Source organism: Psychroserpens luteus (genome assembly GCF_015319355.1).
GTDB lineage: Bacteria > Bacteroidota > Bacteroidia > Flavobacteriales > Flavobacteriaceae > Psychroserpens > Psychroserpens luteus.
In genome coordinates this window covers 114,755-131,990 of the sequence record NZ_JADILU010000009.1, presented here as the reverse complement: position 1 = coordinate 131,990, position 17,236 = coordinate 114,755, and the positions used below count along the sequence as shown (strand labels likewise).

4 protein-coding genes are annotated in these 17,236 nt (G+C 32.2%); all 4 read right to left on the bottom strand.

The features are described 5' to 3' along the window. Positions 1 to 196: 196 nt before the first annotated feature. Positions 197 to 4,072: a hybrid sensor histidine kinase/response regulator transcription factor gene (locus IM744_RS18760; RefSeq protein ID WP_194509713.1), complete on the bottom strand. Its 3,876-nt coding sequence runs from the start codon at positions 4,070 to 4,072 to the stop codon at positions 197 to 199. A gap of 64 nt (positions 4,073 to 4,136) precedes the next feature. Next, entirely contained in the window at positions 4,137 to 6,470 is a 2,334-nt protein-coding gene (locus IM744_RS18755) for a choice-of-anchor L domain-containing protein (protein WP_194509712.1), read from the bottom strand. A gap of 70 nt (positions 6,471 to 6,540) precedes the next feature. Beyond that, entirely contained in the window at positions 6,541 to 12,207 is a 5,667-nt protein-coding gene (locus IM744_RS18750; protein WP_194509711.1) for a T9SS type B sorting domain-containing protein, read from the bottom strand. 170 nt (positions 12,208 to 12,377) lie between these two features. Next, positions 12,378 to 17,219 (bottom strand): T9SS type B sorting domain-containing protein, encoded by a 4,842-nt coding sequence (locus IM744_RS18745; protein ID WP_194509710.1) that lies wholly within the window; start codon positions 17,217 to 17,219, stop codon positions 12,378 to 12,380. Positions 17,220 to 17,236: the final 17 nt, after the last annotated feature.

Here is a 17,236-nt window from a genome sequence, read left to right as displayed (position 1 = left end):
ATACTTAGGTAGATCTTTTCATTATTATCTTTTGGATCATTATCCATCTTTAAATTGTGCTAAGGGATTTTCTGTGATGTAAAATTATACTGAAGATGAAAAAACAGATATAAGATATGTTTCAAACCATGAAACATATGTAACATGTGTTTAGGTTTGTATCTAAAAACCTGTAAATAAGTAGTTTGTGTGGTTTTTATGCTTTGGAAATATATTCCAATGGAGTGCAATTGTAAACTTCTTTAAAGCATTTGATAAAATAAGAAGGCGTATTGAATCCTACTTGATAGGCAATTTCTGAAACTGTCGCATCAGATTTTTTGAGCAATCCAATAGCTAGTTTTAAACGTTGTGATCTAATAAACTCTGAAGTTGTCATTCCTATAATGGCTTTCAATTTTCTGTGTAGTTGCGTCCTACTCATTGCCATTGTTTCTGCAAAGGCTTCACTTGTAAAATCTGAGTCTGTAATTTTTTTGTCTAGAACTACTTTTAAACGTTTTAAGAATTCACCTTCAGTTGAAGTGATAGGTAATTGCGGATTTATACTAAAGTCTTTACTAAAATGTTTTTGAAGTTGTTGTCTGTTTTCAATAAGTTTTCTAACTCTCAAAAGGAGTTTCTCTCTATTAAAAGGTTTGGTAACATAAGCGTCTGCACCAGTTTTAAATCCTTCAATTTCATTGATTTCACCAACTTTTGCTGTCAATAGAATGATTGGAATATGGCTTGTGAATTCGTTGTTTTTTAGGTTTTTACAAAGTGCAATACCATCTTTAACTGGCATCATAACATCACTAATTATAATATCTGGAATGTGTTGCAACGCCAAATCGATACCAGTTTGTCCATTTTCTGCTTCAATAATTTGATACTCATCTTTAAAAATTGAAGAAATAAAAGCTCTTATATCTTTATCATCTTCAACGATGAGTAAAAGAGGATCGTCAATAGATTTGTTGATTTTAGTATTTAAAATATCTAGAGGAGTTTGTACTTGTGTTTCGGTTTTAATTTCCGAAAAAATAAAAGCATTTTTATGAATTGGTAATGTCACAGTAAATTGCACTCTATCTTGATCTACAGTATTTGCAGTGATATTACCTTTTGATAATTGTACCAGTTCCTTAACAAGTGCTAAGCCAACACCAACACCATCTGACGCTTCATTGTTTTGGTAAAAACGTTGAAATAGTTTTTCAAAATCTTTTTTAGAAATACTAGTATTAACGTTAATAATGGATAGAACAAGTGACTCATCTTGAGCATTTGCATCTATTATAATTTCTGTTTGTTCTGGTGCATATTTTATGGCATTTGATAGTAGATTGGTGACTATTTTTTCAACTAAATCGACATCATACCATACCTTGGTAAGGTTTTCAATTTTACTCTTGATTTTTATATGTTTTTCATCTGCTTTGTATTGAAATGCAGCAACAATTTGTTTCAATAAAATATTAAGATTTCCTTCTTCAACGAGTAATCGTAATTGACCAGAGTCTATTAGAGATAAGTCTAACATTTGATTAACTAGATTGAGCAATCTATTTGCATTTTGCTTCACTAAATTAAGTTCTTTGCGGTCTTCGGGATTTAAATTATCTCTAGATAATTGATGGTCTATAGGTCCAGATATTAGAGTTAAAGGTGTACGGAATTCATGAGAAATATTAGTGTAAAGTTTGGTTTTGAACTCATCAATTTGTTTGAGTCGCTCAGTTTCTGCATGTTCTAATCTCACTTGTGTTTCTAGCTTCCATTTAAATTTGAAGTAACTGTATATTGCAAATAAGCCTAACCAGAATAAAATGCTATAAATGGCATAGGCTATACCACTTTTAAACCATGGTTTTGATATTTCAAAGGAATAGGAGGTAGGTGTTTTATTCCAAATACCTTCATAATTACTTGATGTAGCTAAGAAGGTATATTCATTAGGTGGTAAATTTGTGTAATGCGCTACATTGTTCTGACTTGGCGTTGTCCAATCTGCATCATGATTCACTAATTTATAACGATACAAATTTTTTGAAGGGTCAGAATAATGTAAACTAGCAAGCGTAAAAGTCATCGTATTTTGATTATACCGAAATGTGGATTCGGGAATCATCGTCTGTTCTTTATTAAAGATTTCAAAATTTGAAATCACAGTTTTAGGCTTTACTTGATTGCTGGTAATGTCATTTGGGGAAAACCAATTGACACCTTCTAATCCACCGAAAAAGAGTGTTCCATCTTGAGCTTTTAAATAAGCTCCCGTATTAAACTCGAAAGACTGTAAACCGCTGTTTTTAGCGTAATTTTTAACAAAATTAGATTGTTCATCGTTTGGGCTAAATTTGGAGAGCCCCTTATTTGTACTTAACCAAAGGTTGCCTTTTTGATCTGATAAAATTGCATAAATCACATTGTTAGATAGACCATGTTCAATAGTATATGTTTCTATATTTTTGCTTGTTGTATTATACGCTTTTAAGCCATTGCCATTTGTACCGATATATAGTGTCTTGTCATTAAAATATAAGGACTTAATTTTATCAGGAATTGCTTGAACAGGTGTCACTGCTTGCGTTTGGAAATCCAAAAGAAATAGTCCATTATTCTCACTACCAATCCAAATATCGTTATAATTTCCTTTTTCTATGGTTCTAATATTATTAGAAGTTAAACCAGAATTATCTATAGTGAACTGATTAATAACACCTTCATTCTTGTCAAATAAAATGATACCATTATCTCTAGTACATAACCAAAATTGATTTGGAGCGTGTTTATAGATTTTCCAAATGGTTTCATTATTTAGTGTTTCTATAGTTTTAAAATTACCATTAACATCTAATATTTGTAAACCTTCACCTTGATGACCAATCCATAAATTGCCATTATCTGATAATAAACTCATAATGCGATTGCTGGCAATTGCAGAGTTTTCTGTTGTGTACGATTTATAACTATTCTTATCTGAATCTATAGCAGTTAAACCTTTACCAGAAGTTCCTAACCACATTGTTTTGTTGGCATCATAAGCTATTGCTCTAACAACATCTACAGGTATGTCTTTTGGAGTTTGGTCATTAGTGATGACATTAAATTTAGTAAGATGTTCATCATAATAACTTAAACCTGCTCCATCTGTTCCTAACCAAACTGTTTCTGTGTAATCTTGATACAAACACAATACATCATTATATTGTAAACCATAAGGATTGTTTTTGTTTTCAGTAAAATGAGATATTTTAGTTTTTGTATGATTTAAAATATATAAACCATCTCCATAAGTCGCAATCCATAGATTATTGTTATTGTCAACTAATATATCCTGAATGTTTAATGCTGAAGGTAGTTGCGGATGATTAAATTTTTTAAATTCATTTGATTCTTGAGATTTATAAAAGAGTCCGTTGCCAAAACTCCCAAGCCAAACCGTTTGATCTTTAGACATGGTGAGCGCACTAAAATTTTCACCGTCATCTTCAACGTTTACTGTAGAAATATTAGAATCATTGATTTGAAATAAATGAGTTGAAGTTGCAACAAACAGTTTATTGTTGACTTCTAAAAGATCATAAATGTTACCATTTTTAATCTCATTTTTAAATATTCTAAGAGTGTCTTTTGTGGCATGGTTTATTTTGTATAGCCCATTTCCGAAGGTACCAATATAATAGTCTTTTTTTCTGTTCTGAAAAATGACACTCGCATTCTCAATCGTTTCAATGTGCTCAAATGTTTGAGTGTTTTGATTGAGTTTTTCGAGAATTCCAGAATTACTTATGATCCAAAGTTCACCTTGTCTGTCTACATAAATCTTACCTAATTTGCTATAAGTAGGTCTAGTAACATCTTCAAACTGCTTGTTGTAAAAAGTGAAATTTCTACCATCATATTTATTGAGTCCATCCTGTGTGGCAAACCACATATAACCAATAGAATCTTGTGCAATACTTACAACGCTATTTTGAGATAAACCATGAGATACTGATAATTCACGAAAAGATTTTTGCTTTGAATCCTGGGCAAAACAACTTAAACTTACAAAAAGAAGAAAGGCTGTAACAATACGATTCATCAATGGCTATTAATTTGAATCTAAAGTTAAGCAATATTAATGATTTGATAATTAAAAGTTTAGCTTATCGTCTCAACGCAAAGTGTCCAGTAAAAGTTCTACCATCAATTAGAGTGACTAAAAACCAATAATCATCGCTAGGTTGAGGATGACCGTTAAAAGTCCCGTTCCAACCTGCACTTTCATTAGTGAATTGGGTGAGCAATTTTCCGTAGCGATTAAAAATCTGAATACTTGTACCTTGATTAAAGTTTGAGTTTACACCATAAACTTGCCATCTATCATGAAATGTATCATCATTAGGCGTAAAATACTTTGGGAAACCTAAGACTGAAATCACTTGTTCTGTGATTCCGCAACCATTAGTATCACGAACAAAAACGGTATGAAAACCAGGTATGACATTAATGAATGTATTTTCGGTTTGGAAACCATCATCAGGATTATCTAGTGCATATTCAAATTCACCATCACCAGTAGCAATAATGGTAACCGTATTATTTTGTATGCCTTCAGTAACAATCACATCTTCAATTACTGGATCACTTGAAGGTAAAACGGTTAATGTTCTACTTGATGAGCATCCATTGGGATCTGTAACGATGACAGTGTAGGTTCCAACTTCATTGATGTCGTTGAAGGTGGTATTGTTTTCAGTAGAAGTTTCGTTGAATAACCATTCATAGTAATAGTTATTTGGCGCATCGTTGAGAACGCCTCCAAACAAAGTGATGGTTTCTGGAAAACTGTTTAAACAGTAAATGAACGTCTCGTCTTCTAATAAAACAGGCGTATATAAAACCTCTAATTCTACAGAAGAAATCGAGTAGCATTGATTATTGCTTTCTACTTTTACAAAGATCGTTTGTGTGTTTGGTATTGTATTCTGAAATGTGCCAGATATACCATTGGTTTCTGTAAAAGCATCTATTTCGCTTTCATAAAACGTAATGGTTGCATCCATTGGAATTTGATTTGCAATCGACATCGAGATATCATTTAAATTAAAATCTGCAAAACCATCTAAATCGTCTCCATCACAGGCTTCAAGCGTTGGAATAAAAACAGTATTGTTAGATATTTGAAGCTCTACTTCGGCAATACTATAACAGCTGGCTTGATTTACTACACGAGCGTAAACGGTTTGAAACGGAATGGTGTTTTCAAAATTATCGTAATTAGCAATAGCGTTTATGTCGTTTTCTGCATCATTTTCTGTTAAGAAAAAATTTGCTATAAAAATGGACTGATCATTATTGGTGACGCTATTTTCCGAAGAAAACAAATTATAAAATGTTAATCCGTCTTGGTTTTGATCACATTCAACTAAAACCGAGTCAAAAACGATGGGATTATCTGCATATTCAATAACGACTTCACCATAAGACAAGCAATTATTATCTAAAGTAACCTCAACATTATAAGTTCCTGCTTCGTCAATAACTAAAGTAGAATTGGTTTCTGTTAAAAGTTGAACACCGTCTTTAAACCATTTATAACTGTTGTTGATTCCAGGTTCGTTAGTTTGAATAGTATAAGTATCATCACCACAAATAGCATTACCACTATTAGCCAATAGGTTTGGACCTAAATCTGTTGAAAGTCTAAAACTACCTGCTTCTAAAAATACTGCAGAATCAAATCTGAAATTTTGTTCATCTGCAATCACCAGTTTTACATGGTAAGTTTCATTAGGTATTACTTGTGCTGTTGCAGTTAATATTTTCGTTTGTCCGTTAAAATTTATTGGAGATACAGCAGAATTGAAACTTTCAAAATAAGCTTCGTTTTCTGCAGGACAGCCTCCAGGAATTTCGGGATGTACAGTGGTTACTTTTACTGGTGTATCGGTTTCTGGTACTAATGCAATGTTTGTATATTGATTACCAGCTGTAGGTCGAATTAGGAATCCAAAAAGATCTGAGTAATTACATGTGTTTGAATCTCCTTCTTGATATTCTTCCGAAGCAAAAAGATATCTAAAACTAATTTCTGAGGCTACAGATGTAAAGTCAAATTCTAAAATGGTTGCATTGGTTGTATTATTTTCATTCAGAGCATTTTCTAAATCGATATCACCAGTCCAATTTGGAGCATCGTCATCACTAAGTGTTGTGTTAGGTCCTGGTACGTTTGACAATCGTCCAGTACTCATAACGATACCTGTTTCAAAAGGAAATGTTGTACCAGTAGCATCAAAAAAGCCATAGCTTTTATCTGATGAAGAAAAATCACCACCTACTACATTAGTAACATTCACATTATCAATACAATCACTATCAATGAGGATGTTTTCTATTAATTCTTGTGCTGTGTACGATTGACTATCTACTGTAATATTTTGGCTAAAAGCCATTACTGTAGATAGAAAGCATAAGATTTTAAGGGTTGTTTTCATTTACAATTTTAACAATTGCAAAGATAAGGATAGATAGAATTCTTAAACCTTAAAAAATGTTAAGATTATATTATAAACGCAAAGAGAAATGCCCTTTAACTTCAAAATTAATATCACCTTTTCTAACTTTTGCTAAAAACCAATAATCACTAGCTCTCATGAGATTTCCGTTGTAATAACCATCCCATCCTAAAGAAGCATGGGTTAATGTTTTTATCAATTTCCCGTAACGATCAAAGATGTAAACGATAGTGCCAGGTAAAGTTTCAACACCTATAATATGCCACGTGTCAAAATAGCCATCGTTATTTGGAGTGAAAAATTTTGGTGCATCAACAACAACAATTTCTTTAGTGACTTCTGCACAACCATTTAAATCTATAATTGTTATGGTATGATAGCCTAAAGTAACATTTTCGAAAAAGTTAGATTCTTGTGGTGGAAAATCATCTAATTGATATAAGTAATTACCAATACCACTAATTGTTACTGTTATGTTATTTGGGTCTGAAAAATCTACAGTTTCAGTAAAATTAATAGTTGCAGCTTCAGACTCTGTAACGTTGAATACGCTTGTGGTTTCGCAACCATATTCAGAAGTTACTGTTACCCAATACGTACCAATATCTGTAATATCTATTTCTGATGAGGTTTCACCAGTAGACCATAAATAAGAATCACCAAAAATAGTTGTATTAGCACTAACTAATAATGGTAAATTATCCAAACAAACCACTTGATCTGGAATTGCTACTTCTGGTTTACGTCTTACTAAGGTTATAAATTCTGTTAAATTATAACATCCAGTTATGTTGTTTTCTACACGTACATATATCGTCTCAAATAATTGAGCGTCATAGTTTGTAGGTAATGCATTAGTATTTGAGTTGGCATTCTCAATTGTAGAATGATAAGTCACTGTAAAGTTATTTGGATTTTGATTTCCAAGAATTTGACTATCCTGTTGCTCTAAATCGAAATTGAATAAGCCATCAAAATCATCATCACAAGCCTCTAATGGATCAGGTTGATTTGCAATTGGTAATGGTAAAATAGTTAGTTGAAAAGGGTAGATGTAGAAACATGTTGTCGTTTCATTTTCTATCCTAATATAAATAGTGTCACTTGTTGTTGCGTAAATGTAATTTGAGTCTAGAGTATTGGTACTATTTTGAGCATCATTTAAATTATCATAATAACTCAATAAAACGTTTGTATTACTATCAACTATGACTGAGTTTATTGTGTTTAAATCAAAACTACTTGTTGCATTATCGCAGATTTCAAAAGTTTCAAAATCATTGATTGCTGGTGGTAAATTAATTTGAAGCTCTAAAGGTACAGTGGCATAACAATTGGCAAGTGAGTTAAATGCCTTGATGTATATGGTTTGAGGATTTGAATTATTAGTATAATTCGTTGGGTTTAAAATTGGATTTGTATCTAAGTCTAGATTCTCTTGAGTTTCAAAGTATGAAATTGTGATGTAATCTGGCATAATGGAGTACAAATCACTTTCTGAAACCGTTAAATCAAATGTGGTACTCTCATCATAGTCTTCATCACATAAAATAATGGGTTGTGCAGGTTGTGGATGCTCATAAATGAGCACATCGAATTGAGTGGTATCATAACAGCCAGTTAAATTGTTTTCTAGTCTTACAAAAATAATTTCACCGTTACTAGCTATATAATCGTTGGGTAAACTATTATTACCATTATTAGCGTCTGCATCATTATTGTAATACGTTACAGTGTAAAGTGTACTAGATTGAGAACCTAATACTTCATTGTTTTGAAGTGTTAAGTCGATGTTTTCTTCACCATCATTGGCCATATCATCACAAGCTAAGAATGTGGATGGCATATTGGCAATAGGTAATGGATTGACAATCAAATCAAAATTATAAGTGGTCCAACATCCTGTAGTTGGATTTTCTAATCGTATAAATATTGTGTCATTATTACTGAGATATGTATAATTTGTATTTATAGAATTTGCGTTTGCTTGTGCATCTGTCAATGAATTATGATAGCTAATTAGGGTTCCTGTTTCGTTAGTAACTTCGGTATTTATAATACTCAGGTCAAACTCATTTAGTATGTTGTCACAAATTTGGAAGGTCTGAAAATCAATGATAGCAGGTGGAAGATTGACAATTAAATTAATAGGTAAGGTCACATAACAATCTGAAACCGTATTATTAATTTTGATGTAAACTGTCTGTGGATTTGATGTATTCGTATAATTCTCCGGATTATTAATAAGTTGAGAATCTGTTTCTGCACCATTAAAAGATTCGTGATATGTAATCACAATATCATCTTGTCTAACGTCTAAAATTTCAACTTCAACATCGGTAAGATTAAAACTCACAAAACCATCATAATCTGTATCGCATTGTATTAAATCTGATGGAGCATTCACATCTGGAACCTGGATTACATTGATGTCAAAATCTATAGTGGAGTGACAATATGTTCCGTTTTCAATTCTTGCATATACTCGTTGCGGATTTGTAAAATTATCAAAATCTAAAGAGAATTCATTAAGGTCTTGATCTGCTTCGTATTGAGATGGGTGAAATGAGATGCTTAATGTTTGAGTAATGCCTTCGGAAATTTCTAAAATTTTAAGATTGAGATCAAAATTTTCAATTCCGTCGTTAGAAATATCATCACAGACAAAAATATCTATAGGTTCGTTAAATGGTGGGAGAGAGCCAACTTCTAATTCAAACTGCGATGTTCCGAAGCAACTAATATCTGTGAAATTCTCAACACGAACATGCATTATTTGTGGACTTGACGTGTTTTGATATGGTGAATATTTATCAATGATATTTGTTCTGTCTATCGCATCTTGAGCAGTTTCAAAATACAAGACATCTTTTCCTGCTTGACCATTAAGGATTTCGGTATCTTTTAAATAAAAGTAAAAATCTGCTATACCATTACCATCTGCTTCGCAGTTTTCAAAATTAGTAATTGGTATAAAAGCAGGTTCAGTATTAATGTAAGTGTAGAACCAAACGATTGTAAAACAACTTGTAGATGCATTTTCAACTCTTATAAAAATATATTGTGATGTGGTATCATAACTCTCAGGTGTTGCAATCTCATTTTCAGCATTAAAAGCATTATTATAATCGTTATAAAATGTAATATTGAGATTGTTAGTATTTGATACAGCTTCTGTAATTTTTGGTGTTAAATCGACATTAAAAATCCCATCTTGATCATCATCACAAATTATAATATCTGTTGGATTGTTAGCAATTGGAGCATTTGAGATATTGATTGTTAAAGGAGCAATATCATAGCAACCTGTATTTGAATTTGTGACTTTAACCCAAACCACTTGCGGATTAGAAACATTAGCATAATAAGGTTCTAAGAAGTTTTCGTCATTAATCGCATCTTCTTCGGTTAAGAAATATTTTACATTAGCACCATTAACACCTGTACTAACATAGGTATTGAATGTTTCTAAAAAAATGGTGGTAAAACCATCTGTATCTTCATCACAATAATCAACTTCACCAAGTCCTTGAATATCAACTGGAGGATAGACTATTAAATTAATAGTTAAATTTGATGCACATTCTCCGTCTATTGCTGTAACGTAAATCGTAGTTGGACTCGTTGATACAGTATAAGGAATTGTTTTATCAATAGGATTTACACCATTAGTAAGGTCGTCTTCGCTTTCATAAAACGTTATTTCAAATTCGTCGTAGCCATTAAGTAAGTCCAGTTCAACTTCGTTTAAATCAAAATCTGCGATACCATCTGCAGAAATATCATCACACACGTTATAGAGGTCACCACCAAATCCGCTTTCAGGAATGTTACTATGTAATTCTAATGGCACAATAACAAAACAACCTGTATCTTCATCTACAATACGAATATAAATATCTTGTAAACCAGGAACAATATTTTGGTAAGTATCTGGATCTGCAATAGGATTATTTCCTGTTTGTGCATCTTCATTAGTTTCGTGGAAGGTTACTGTAACACCAGTTAAACCGTCTAAGAGATCCTCTATGATACTGGTTAGGTCAAAATCGGCTATGCCATTTTCGTTTTCCTCGCAAGCGTTAATGTATTGTGGATTAGTTGTATCTACCATAGGATTATCTAGTACAGAAATATCTACAAACGTAGTATTGGTACATCCTGTGGTAGCATCATACACTCTAATGTATAAGATTTCATTAGGATTAATATTGCTGTATGGAGAAAATAAAGCATTATCACCAGTATTAGCATCCTGTTGAGAATAGTGATAGCTTACATAAAGATTAGGGTTTCCGTTAGTGACTTCATTAGTCGTTTCATCTAGATTTATCATCGTAAATCCATCTGCAATCCCATCATCACAAACAATCAATGCTGTTGGTTCGTCAAGTACAGGAGGTTCACTAACAATGATATTAAATGACGCAAATGCCAAACATCCATTGTCTAAATCTTCTGTACGAACAAAAATTTGTTGAGGAGACGATGTGTTTTGATAATTATTAGGTAATGGGTTTTCTCCGCTCTGCGCATCTTGCGAAGAAATATGATACGTAATACTATAATTTGATGGAGGTAATAGGAATTCTATTTCAAAATCTTTGGTGGATAGGTCAAACGTTTCTAAACCATCATTTGAAGGATCATCACAAATTAAATAATCTGAAATCTCACCTGACGCTTGTTCAGAATTTAAGGTGACTTCAACTTCATCCTCTATAACACATGAGGTATTATTTAATGTAATACTAATTTCTACTCTATAGGTTCCAGTCTCAGTAACTTCTAAAGTTGGATTAGTTTCACCAGCAATTGGAGTTCCGTTTTGAAACCATTCGTAGCTTGCTTGACTATTTTCTATGTTTCCATTAAGCTCAACAGAATCTCCACAAGTCACAATATCTGGACCTAAATCAACCGCTGCGTTAAAACTATTTCCTTCAATAAATACTGCGGAATCATAAAACTCATCACCTTGATCTGCAATCACTAATTTGATACTGTATTGTACATTGGGTTGTATAGATGCAGTTGCAGTTAAAACGATTGTACGTCCATTATAATTAGTGTCTCCAAGATTGTAACCATCAAAAAAAGTGTCGTTTGATGCTGGACAAAACCCAACAATTTCATCATGAATAGTGTTTGTGTTTACAGGAATTGACGTGCCAGGAATAATAGCAATATTTGTAAAAGGTCCAGTAGAATTTGCTTCTCTAATTAAAAAAGCAAAACCATCTGAATAGGAGCAAGGGTTGGTGCCAAGGTATTCTTCGGAAGCTAGTAAATAATTAAATTGAATTTGGTTTGCTACGGAAATAAAGTCAAACTCAATTGCTGTAGCGTTTATAGTACCTGTTATTGCGAGTGCATTTTCCAAATCGGAATCTGTTCCCCAATTACTACCACCTTCATTTAACGGACTCGTATTAATTGTATTTCCTGCGGAATTTATATTACCTGTACTTAGTAGAATTCCATGTTCAAAAGGGAAATTAGAGGTTGCTTTATCAAAAGAACCATAACTTGAAAGCCCATTAATTGAACCATTAATTGATGATGAAATATTTGATATTTCAACACAACCTTGACCAAAGTTATTTTCTATAAGTGACAGAAGGGGTAGTGTGTCATCTGTTGTAATTTGCTGCGCATGAACTCCAGTAATTAAAACAAAAAACAGTATAAAAAAGCTATAGTAATCCCTTATCATTATTAGTAACTAATTGTGATATAGGTTAAGTCATTCTACATTTACTTTGGGAATAGTAAATGTAGAACGTAAAATTAACTATAAAATACCCATTACTGAGTATTTTTAGTTTAAGAGGTGCTTTTTTGGATAAACTACTTATTCAGATGTTTGTGCTGTTTTTAAGTGAATTATAGTCGTAAAGAAAAGTGTCCCTTCACTTGAAACTCAATATTACCTTTTTTGACATCTGCAACAAACCAATAATCACTAGATCTCATAAGGTTTCCGTTGTAGTAGCCATCCCAACCTCTAGACTGCGAGTCTAATGTGGTTAGCAATTTTCCGTAGCGATCATAGATGTAAACCATAGTTCCTGTTAAGTTTTCTACACCTGTAATATGCCATGTATCAAAGTAAGAGTCATTATTTGGTGTAAAGAATTTAGGAGCATCAATGACCACGATTTCTTTACTAACTTCTGAACATCCATTTAAATCTATAATTGTAATAGTGTGGTATCCTAAAGTTACGTTTTCAAAAAATCCAGATTCTTGAGGTGGAAAATTATCTAATTGATATAAGTAATTACCAATACCACTAATAGTCACTGTAATATTATTTGGGTCTGAAAAATCAACAGTTTCTGTAATTTCAATTGTTGCAGACTCAGATTCTATGACTTCAAAGACTTCTGTTGTTACACATCCATTTGGTGTGGTAACTGTGACAGAATAGGTGCCAATGTCTGTAATTTCAATTTCTGGTGTTGATTCATTAGTAGACCATTGGTATATGTCTCCTACGTTATTGGTGTTTGCACTTACAATAAGTGGTAGGTTATCTATACAAACAACTTGATCTCCTATATCTAAAATAGGTCTTTCATAAACAATAATCATAAATGAGGTCGTACTATAACAACCAGTTGTGTTGTTTTCTACTCTAACATAAATGGTTTCATTAGTCATAGAGTCATAAGAGTCTCCAAGAGCATCAACACCTTCTTCTGCTAATAGTTGATCTAAATAATAGCTTACTGTAAAGTCGTTTGCTTCTTGAGTACCTAATACTTGTGCGTTTTGTTGCGTTAAACTAAACTCTAAGAAACCATCAAAGTCATTATCACATGATTCTAAATCAATAGGTTGATTGGCCACTGGTAAGGGGTTTACAACCAAATTTAAAGAATGAATGATGAAACATTGTGTCGTAGAAAATGCTATACGAGCAAATAATAAATCGTTATTGGTAAGATATGCGTAATCGTTGTTTAAAGCGTTTTCTTGATTACGTGCATCTGCTTCCGAAGAAAAATATGTTACAATCACATTTTCAGTTTCATCTAATAAAGCTGCGTTTATTTGTGTTAAGTCTGTCGTATCTGTTTCAGTATCACAGATTTCAAAGCTGCTTATTGGATTAAATACAGGAGGAAGATTAACAATGAGTTCTAATGGTAGTGTAACGAAACAATCTGAAATAGTGTTAGTTACACGAATATAAACTGTTTGAGGATTTGTAAGGTTAGTGTAATTTGTTGGATCTGGTATTGCGTTTAATTGTGCTAAAGCATCATCAGCTGTTACATGGTATGTAATGACAATATTATCTTGTCTTACGTCTAAAATATCAAATTCTGTTTGTGTTAAATCAAATGTTGTTATCCCATCATAATCATCGTCACATTGCTCTAATGGAATTGACTCATTTACATCTGGAGCTGCAATAACATTTAGAACAAATGATGTGTAAGACTCACAAATAGAACCATTATTTATTCTCACATAAATTTGTTGTGGATTTACCGTATTGTCGAAACTAAGAGGTAATGAGTTTTCATTATTATGAGCATCTGACTGTGATGCATGAAACGTTACTTCTTGAATTTCTGGTAAGTTATCTATGATTTCATTTAATTGAACATTAAAATCAAAATTTACACTACCATCATTGGTTTGATCGTCACAAATGAAAATATCTGTTGGCTCATTAAATTCAGGATTTGTACCTACTTCAATTGGAAAAGATGAAGTAGAAAAACAGTCTGGATCTGTTATGTTCTCAACACGCAAATAGATAGTTTGTGGGTTTGATAAGTTAACATAAACAGCATCTTTATCAATTGGATTGGTATTGTTTGCTGCATCTGTAGCATTTTCAAAATAGAATACTTCTTTACCCGTTTGACCATTTAAAATTTCAGAATCTTGAGATGAAAAGATAAATTCACCAAAATCATCATCACCAATTTCACAAAATTTATAAAGACTTATATCATTAATTATTGGTAATGTATTTACAATCACTTCAAAACTTTCTATACTAGCACAACCCGAAATTGCATTTTCAACTCTCACAAAAATAGTATCTGTAGAAGCAGGATAAAAAGCTGTAGATGTGATAGCATTTATGTCATCTTCTGCATCATTAAATGTAGTATGAAAAGTGATATTTATATTGGTTTGATCATCTACTACTTCGCTAATTTTAGAATTCAAATTAATAATTGAAACTCCATCTTGATCATCATCACATATAATAATGCCTGTTGGCTCATTAGATAATGGAGCAGGCAAGACTTGAATATCAAAAGAGTTAACATCTGCGCAAGAAGTAGGTCCAAATGTAATTCTCGTATAAATGGTTTCAGTCGTATTTGTATTTGTATATACTACAGGTAATGCATTTTCATTGTTTTCTGCATCTTCTTCTGTAGCAAAATAGCGTACTGTGAAATCTGGTTGACCGTTAGTTATTAAAGTATTAAATTGATTTAAATAGATATTAGTGATACCATCTTGATCTTCATCACAAATAATTTGGGTGTCAATTGGATCAAATTCTGTAATTGGATTTAATATTAAATCAAATTCTGCATCCTCACCACATGAAGGACTCGAAATATGCATGTAAATTGTTTGAGGATTCTCTGTTGTTGTAAAAGATACAGTGGTATCAATTGCATTTGTTTGGTTGTCTCTATCTTCTTCGGTTAAGTAATATTCTATATTAATTTCGTAACCCATGATATCTTCAAGGTCATCTAAAAATGTATCTGTAATTTCATTAAAATCAAAAGCCTCTTCACCATTATTGTTTTCATCACAGAGACCAATATCTTTAATGTTTGTACCAGTTAATAATAAATTAGTATGTATTTCTATAGCTGCAATTGAAGCACAACCAGTGGTATTATCTTCTACTCTAATATATACAGTTTGTACATTATTATTGATGTTGGAGTAGTTGGTTTCATCTGCAATTGGATTAATGCCTAAATCTGCATCTTCTTGGGTTTCATAAAAAGTAACTGTGACTCCAGTTAAACCTTGTAAAATATCATCAATAGTTGAGCTTAAATCAAATGTTGCAAAACCATCTTCATCTGCATCACAAGCATCAATATAATGTTCTCCATTATTAATAACAGGCTTATTTATAACTTCGAAAGATAAAGTTGTAGTACTAGAGCAACCTGTAATACTGTTTGTTACATTAACAAAAATAGTTTCGTTAGTATTTGTATTTGCATATGGTAAAGGAATTGCGTTTATACCATTTGTAGCATCATTTTGTGTAAGGTGATAAGTAACTACTAAATCTAAATTACCGTTTGTGATTTCATCATCTTTCTCTGATAAATCGATGAGTGTAGTACCATCTGCTGCACTATCTGCACAAGCAATTAAATGTGTTGGAGCAGTTACAATTGGCAATGGATTTACAATTAAATCAAAACTTTGATATGCTAAACACCCATTGATAGTATCTTCTATTTTAATATATATGGTTTGTGGGTTTGATAAATTCTGAAATGTGCCAGATATAACACCACTATCACTTTGAGCATCACTAGCAGTTAAATGATAAGTAATATTATAACTAGAATTAGGTACAGAAGCTAATATTTCAGCATCTTTAGTCGATAAGTCAAAAATTTCTTGTTCATCACCACTTGTATCATCACATAACTCATAATCTGTAATTGCATCTGCAGCTTGTGTTGAACTCAAAATTACATTAACAGTATCCTCAATAACACAAGTTGAACCTGCCAAAGGAATTTCAACAAAAACAGTATAAACTCCCGTTTGTGTTGCATTCAATGTAGACTGTGTTTCTCCAGTTAGTACATTACTATCAAGAAACCATGTGTATGTTGCATCTATATTATCAATGTTACCATCTAATGTTACAGTACTAGCACATGTTTGAATATCATTACCTAAATCAACCGTAGCATTAAAACTGTTACCTTCTATAAATACAGCCGAATCGTAATTTTTATCAGTTTGATCTGCAATAACCAGTTTAATACTATATTGAACGTTTGGTAGAATATCTGCCATAGCTGTCATTACAACAGTTCTACCATTATAATTAGTGTCTCCAATGTTATACCCTTCAAAATATTCTCCATTTGATGCTGAACAAAATCCAACAATATCATCATGAATGGTATTTGTATTAACAGGCGTTGTTGTACCTGGAATCACTGCAATATTTTCATAAGGATCTGTTGTTCCTGTTTGTTTTATTAAGAAAGCAAAACCATCAGAATAATTACAAGGAAAGTCTCCAAAATATTCTTCAGAGGCTAATATGTAGTTGAATTTTATTTGATTAGTTACAGATATAAAGTCAAACTCAATAGAGGTTGCGTTTACTGTTCCTGTAATACCTAATGCAGCTTCAAGATCTGGATCTGTTCCCCAATTGGGTTGACCTTCATTTAAAATAGCATTGTTTTGTGTATTACCTCCAGAGATAGCATTACCTGTAGATAGCATGATTCCGTTTTCAAAAGGAAAACTAGATCCTGCACGTTCAAAATAAGCAAAACTGTTAAAACCATTAATTTCACCGTTAAACTGTGATTGGATATTAGAAGTTTCTACGCAACCTTGAATAAGGTTATTTTCTATTAGTTCTTGTTCGTTAAACGAGTTATCAATACTAATTTGCTGAGCACTAACGATACAGCAGAATAAACATAATAAACTACTGAGGGATTTTTTGAAAAAGTTCATTTGAAAGCGGTTAAGTT

What these genes read in the sequence shown, in the direction of transcription:
- IM744_RS18760 (WP_194509713.1), bottom strand. Translation starts at nt 4,072, where the DNA reads ATGAATCGTATTGTTACAGCCTTTCTTCTTTTTGTAAGTTTAAGTTGT.
- IM744_RS18755 (WP_194509712.1), bottom strand. Translation starts at nt 6,470, where the DNA reads ATGAAAACAACCCTTAAAATCTTATGCTTTCTATCTACAGTAATGGCT.
- IM744_RS18750 (WP_194509711.1), bottom strand. Translation starts at nt 12,207, where the DNA reads ATGATAAGGGATTACTATAGCTTTTTTATACTGTTTTTTGTTTTAATT.
- IM744_RS18745 (WP_194509710.1), bottom strand. Translation starts at nt 17,219, where the DNA reads ATGAACTTTTTCAAAAAATCCCTCAGTAGTTTATTATGTTTATTCTGC.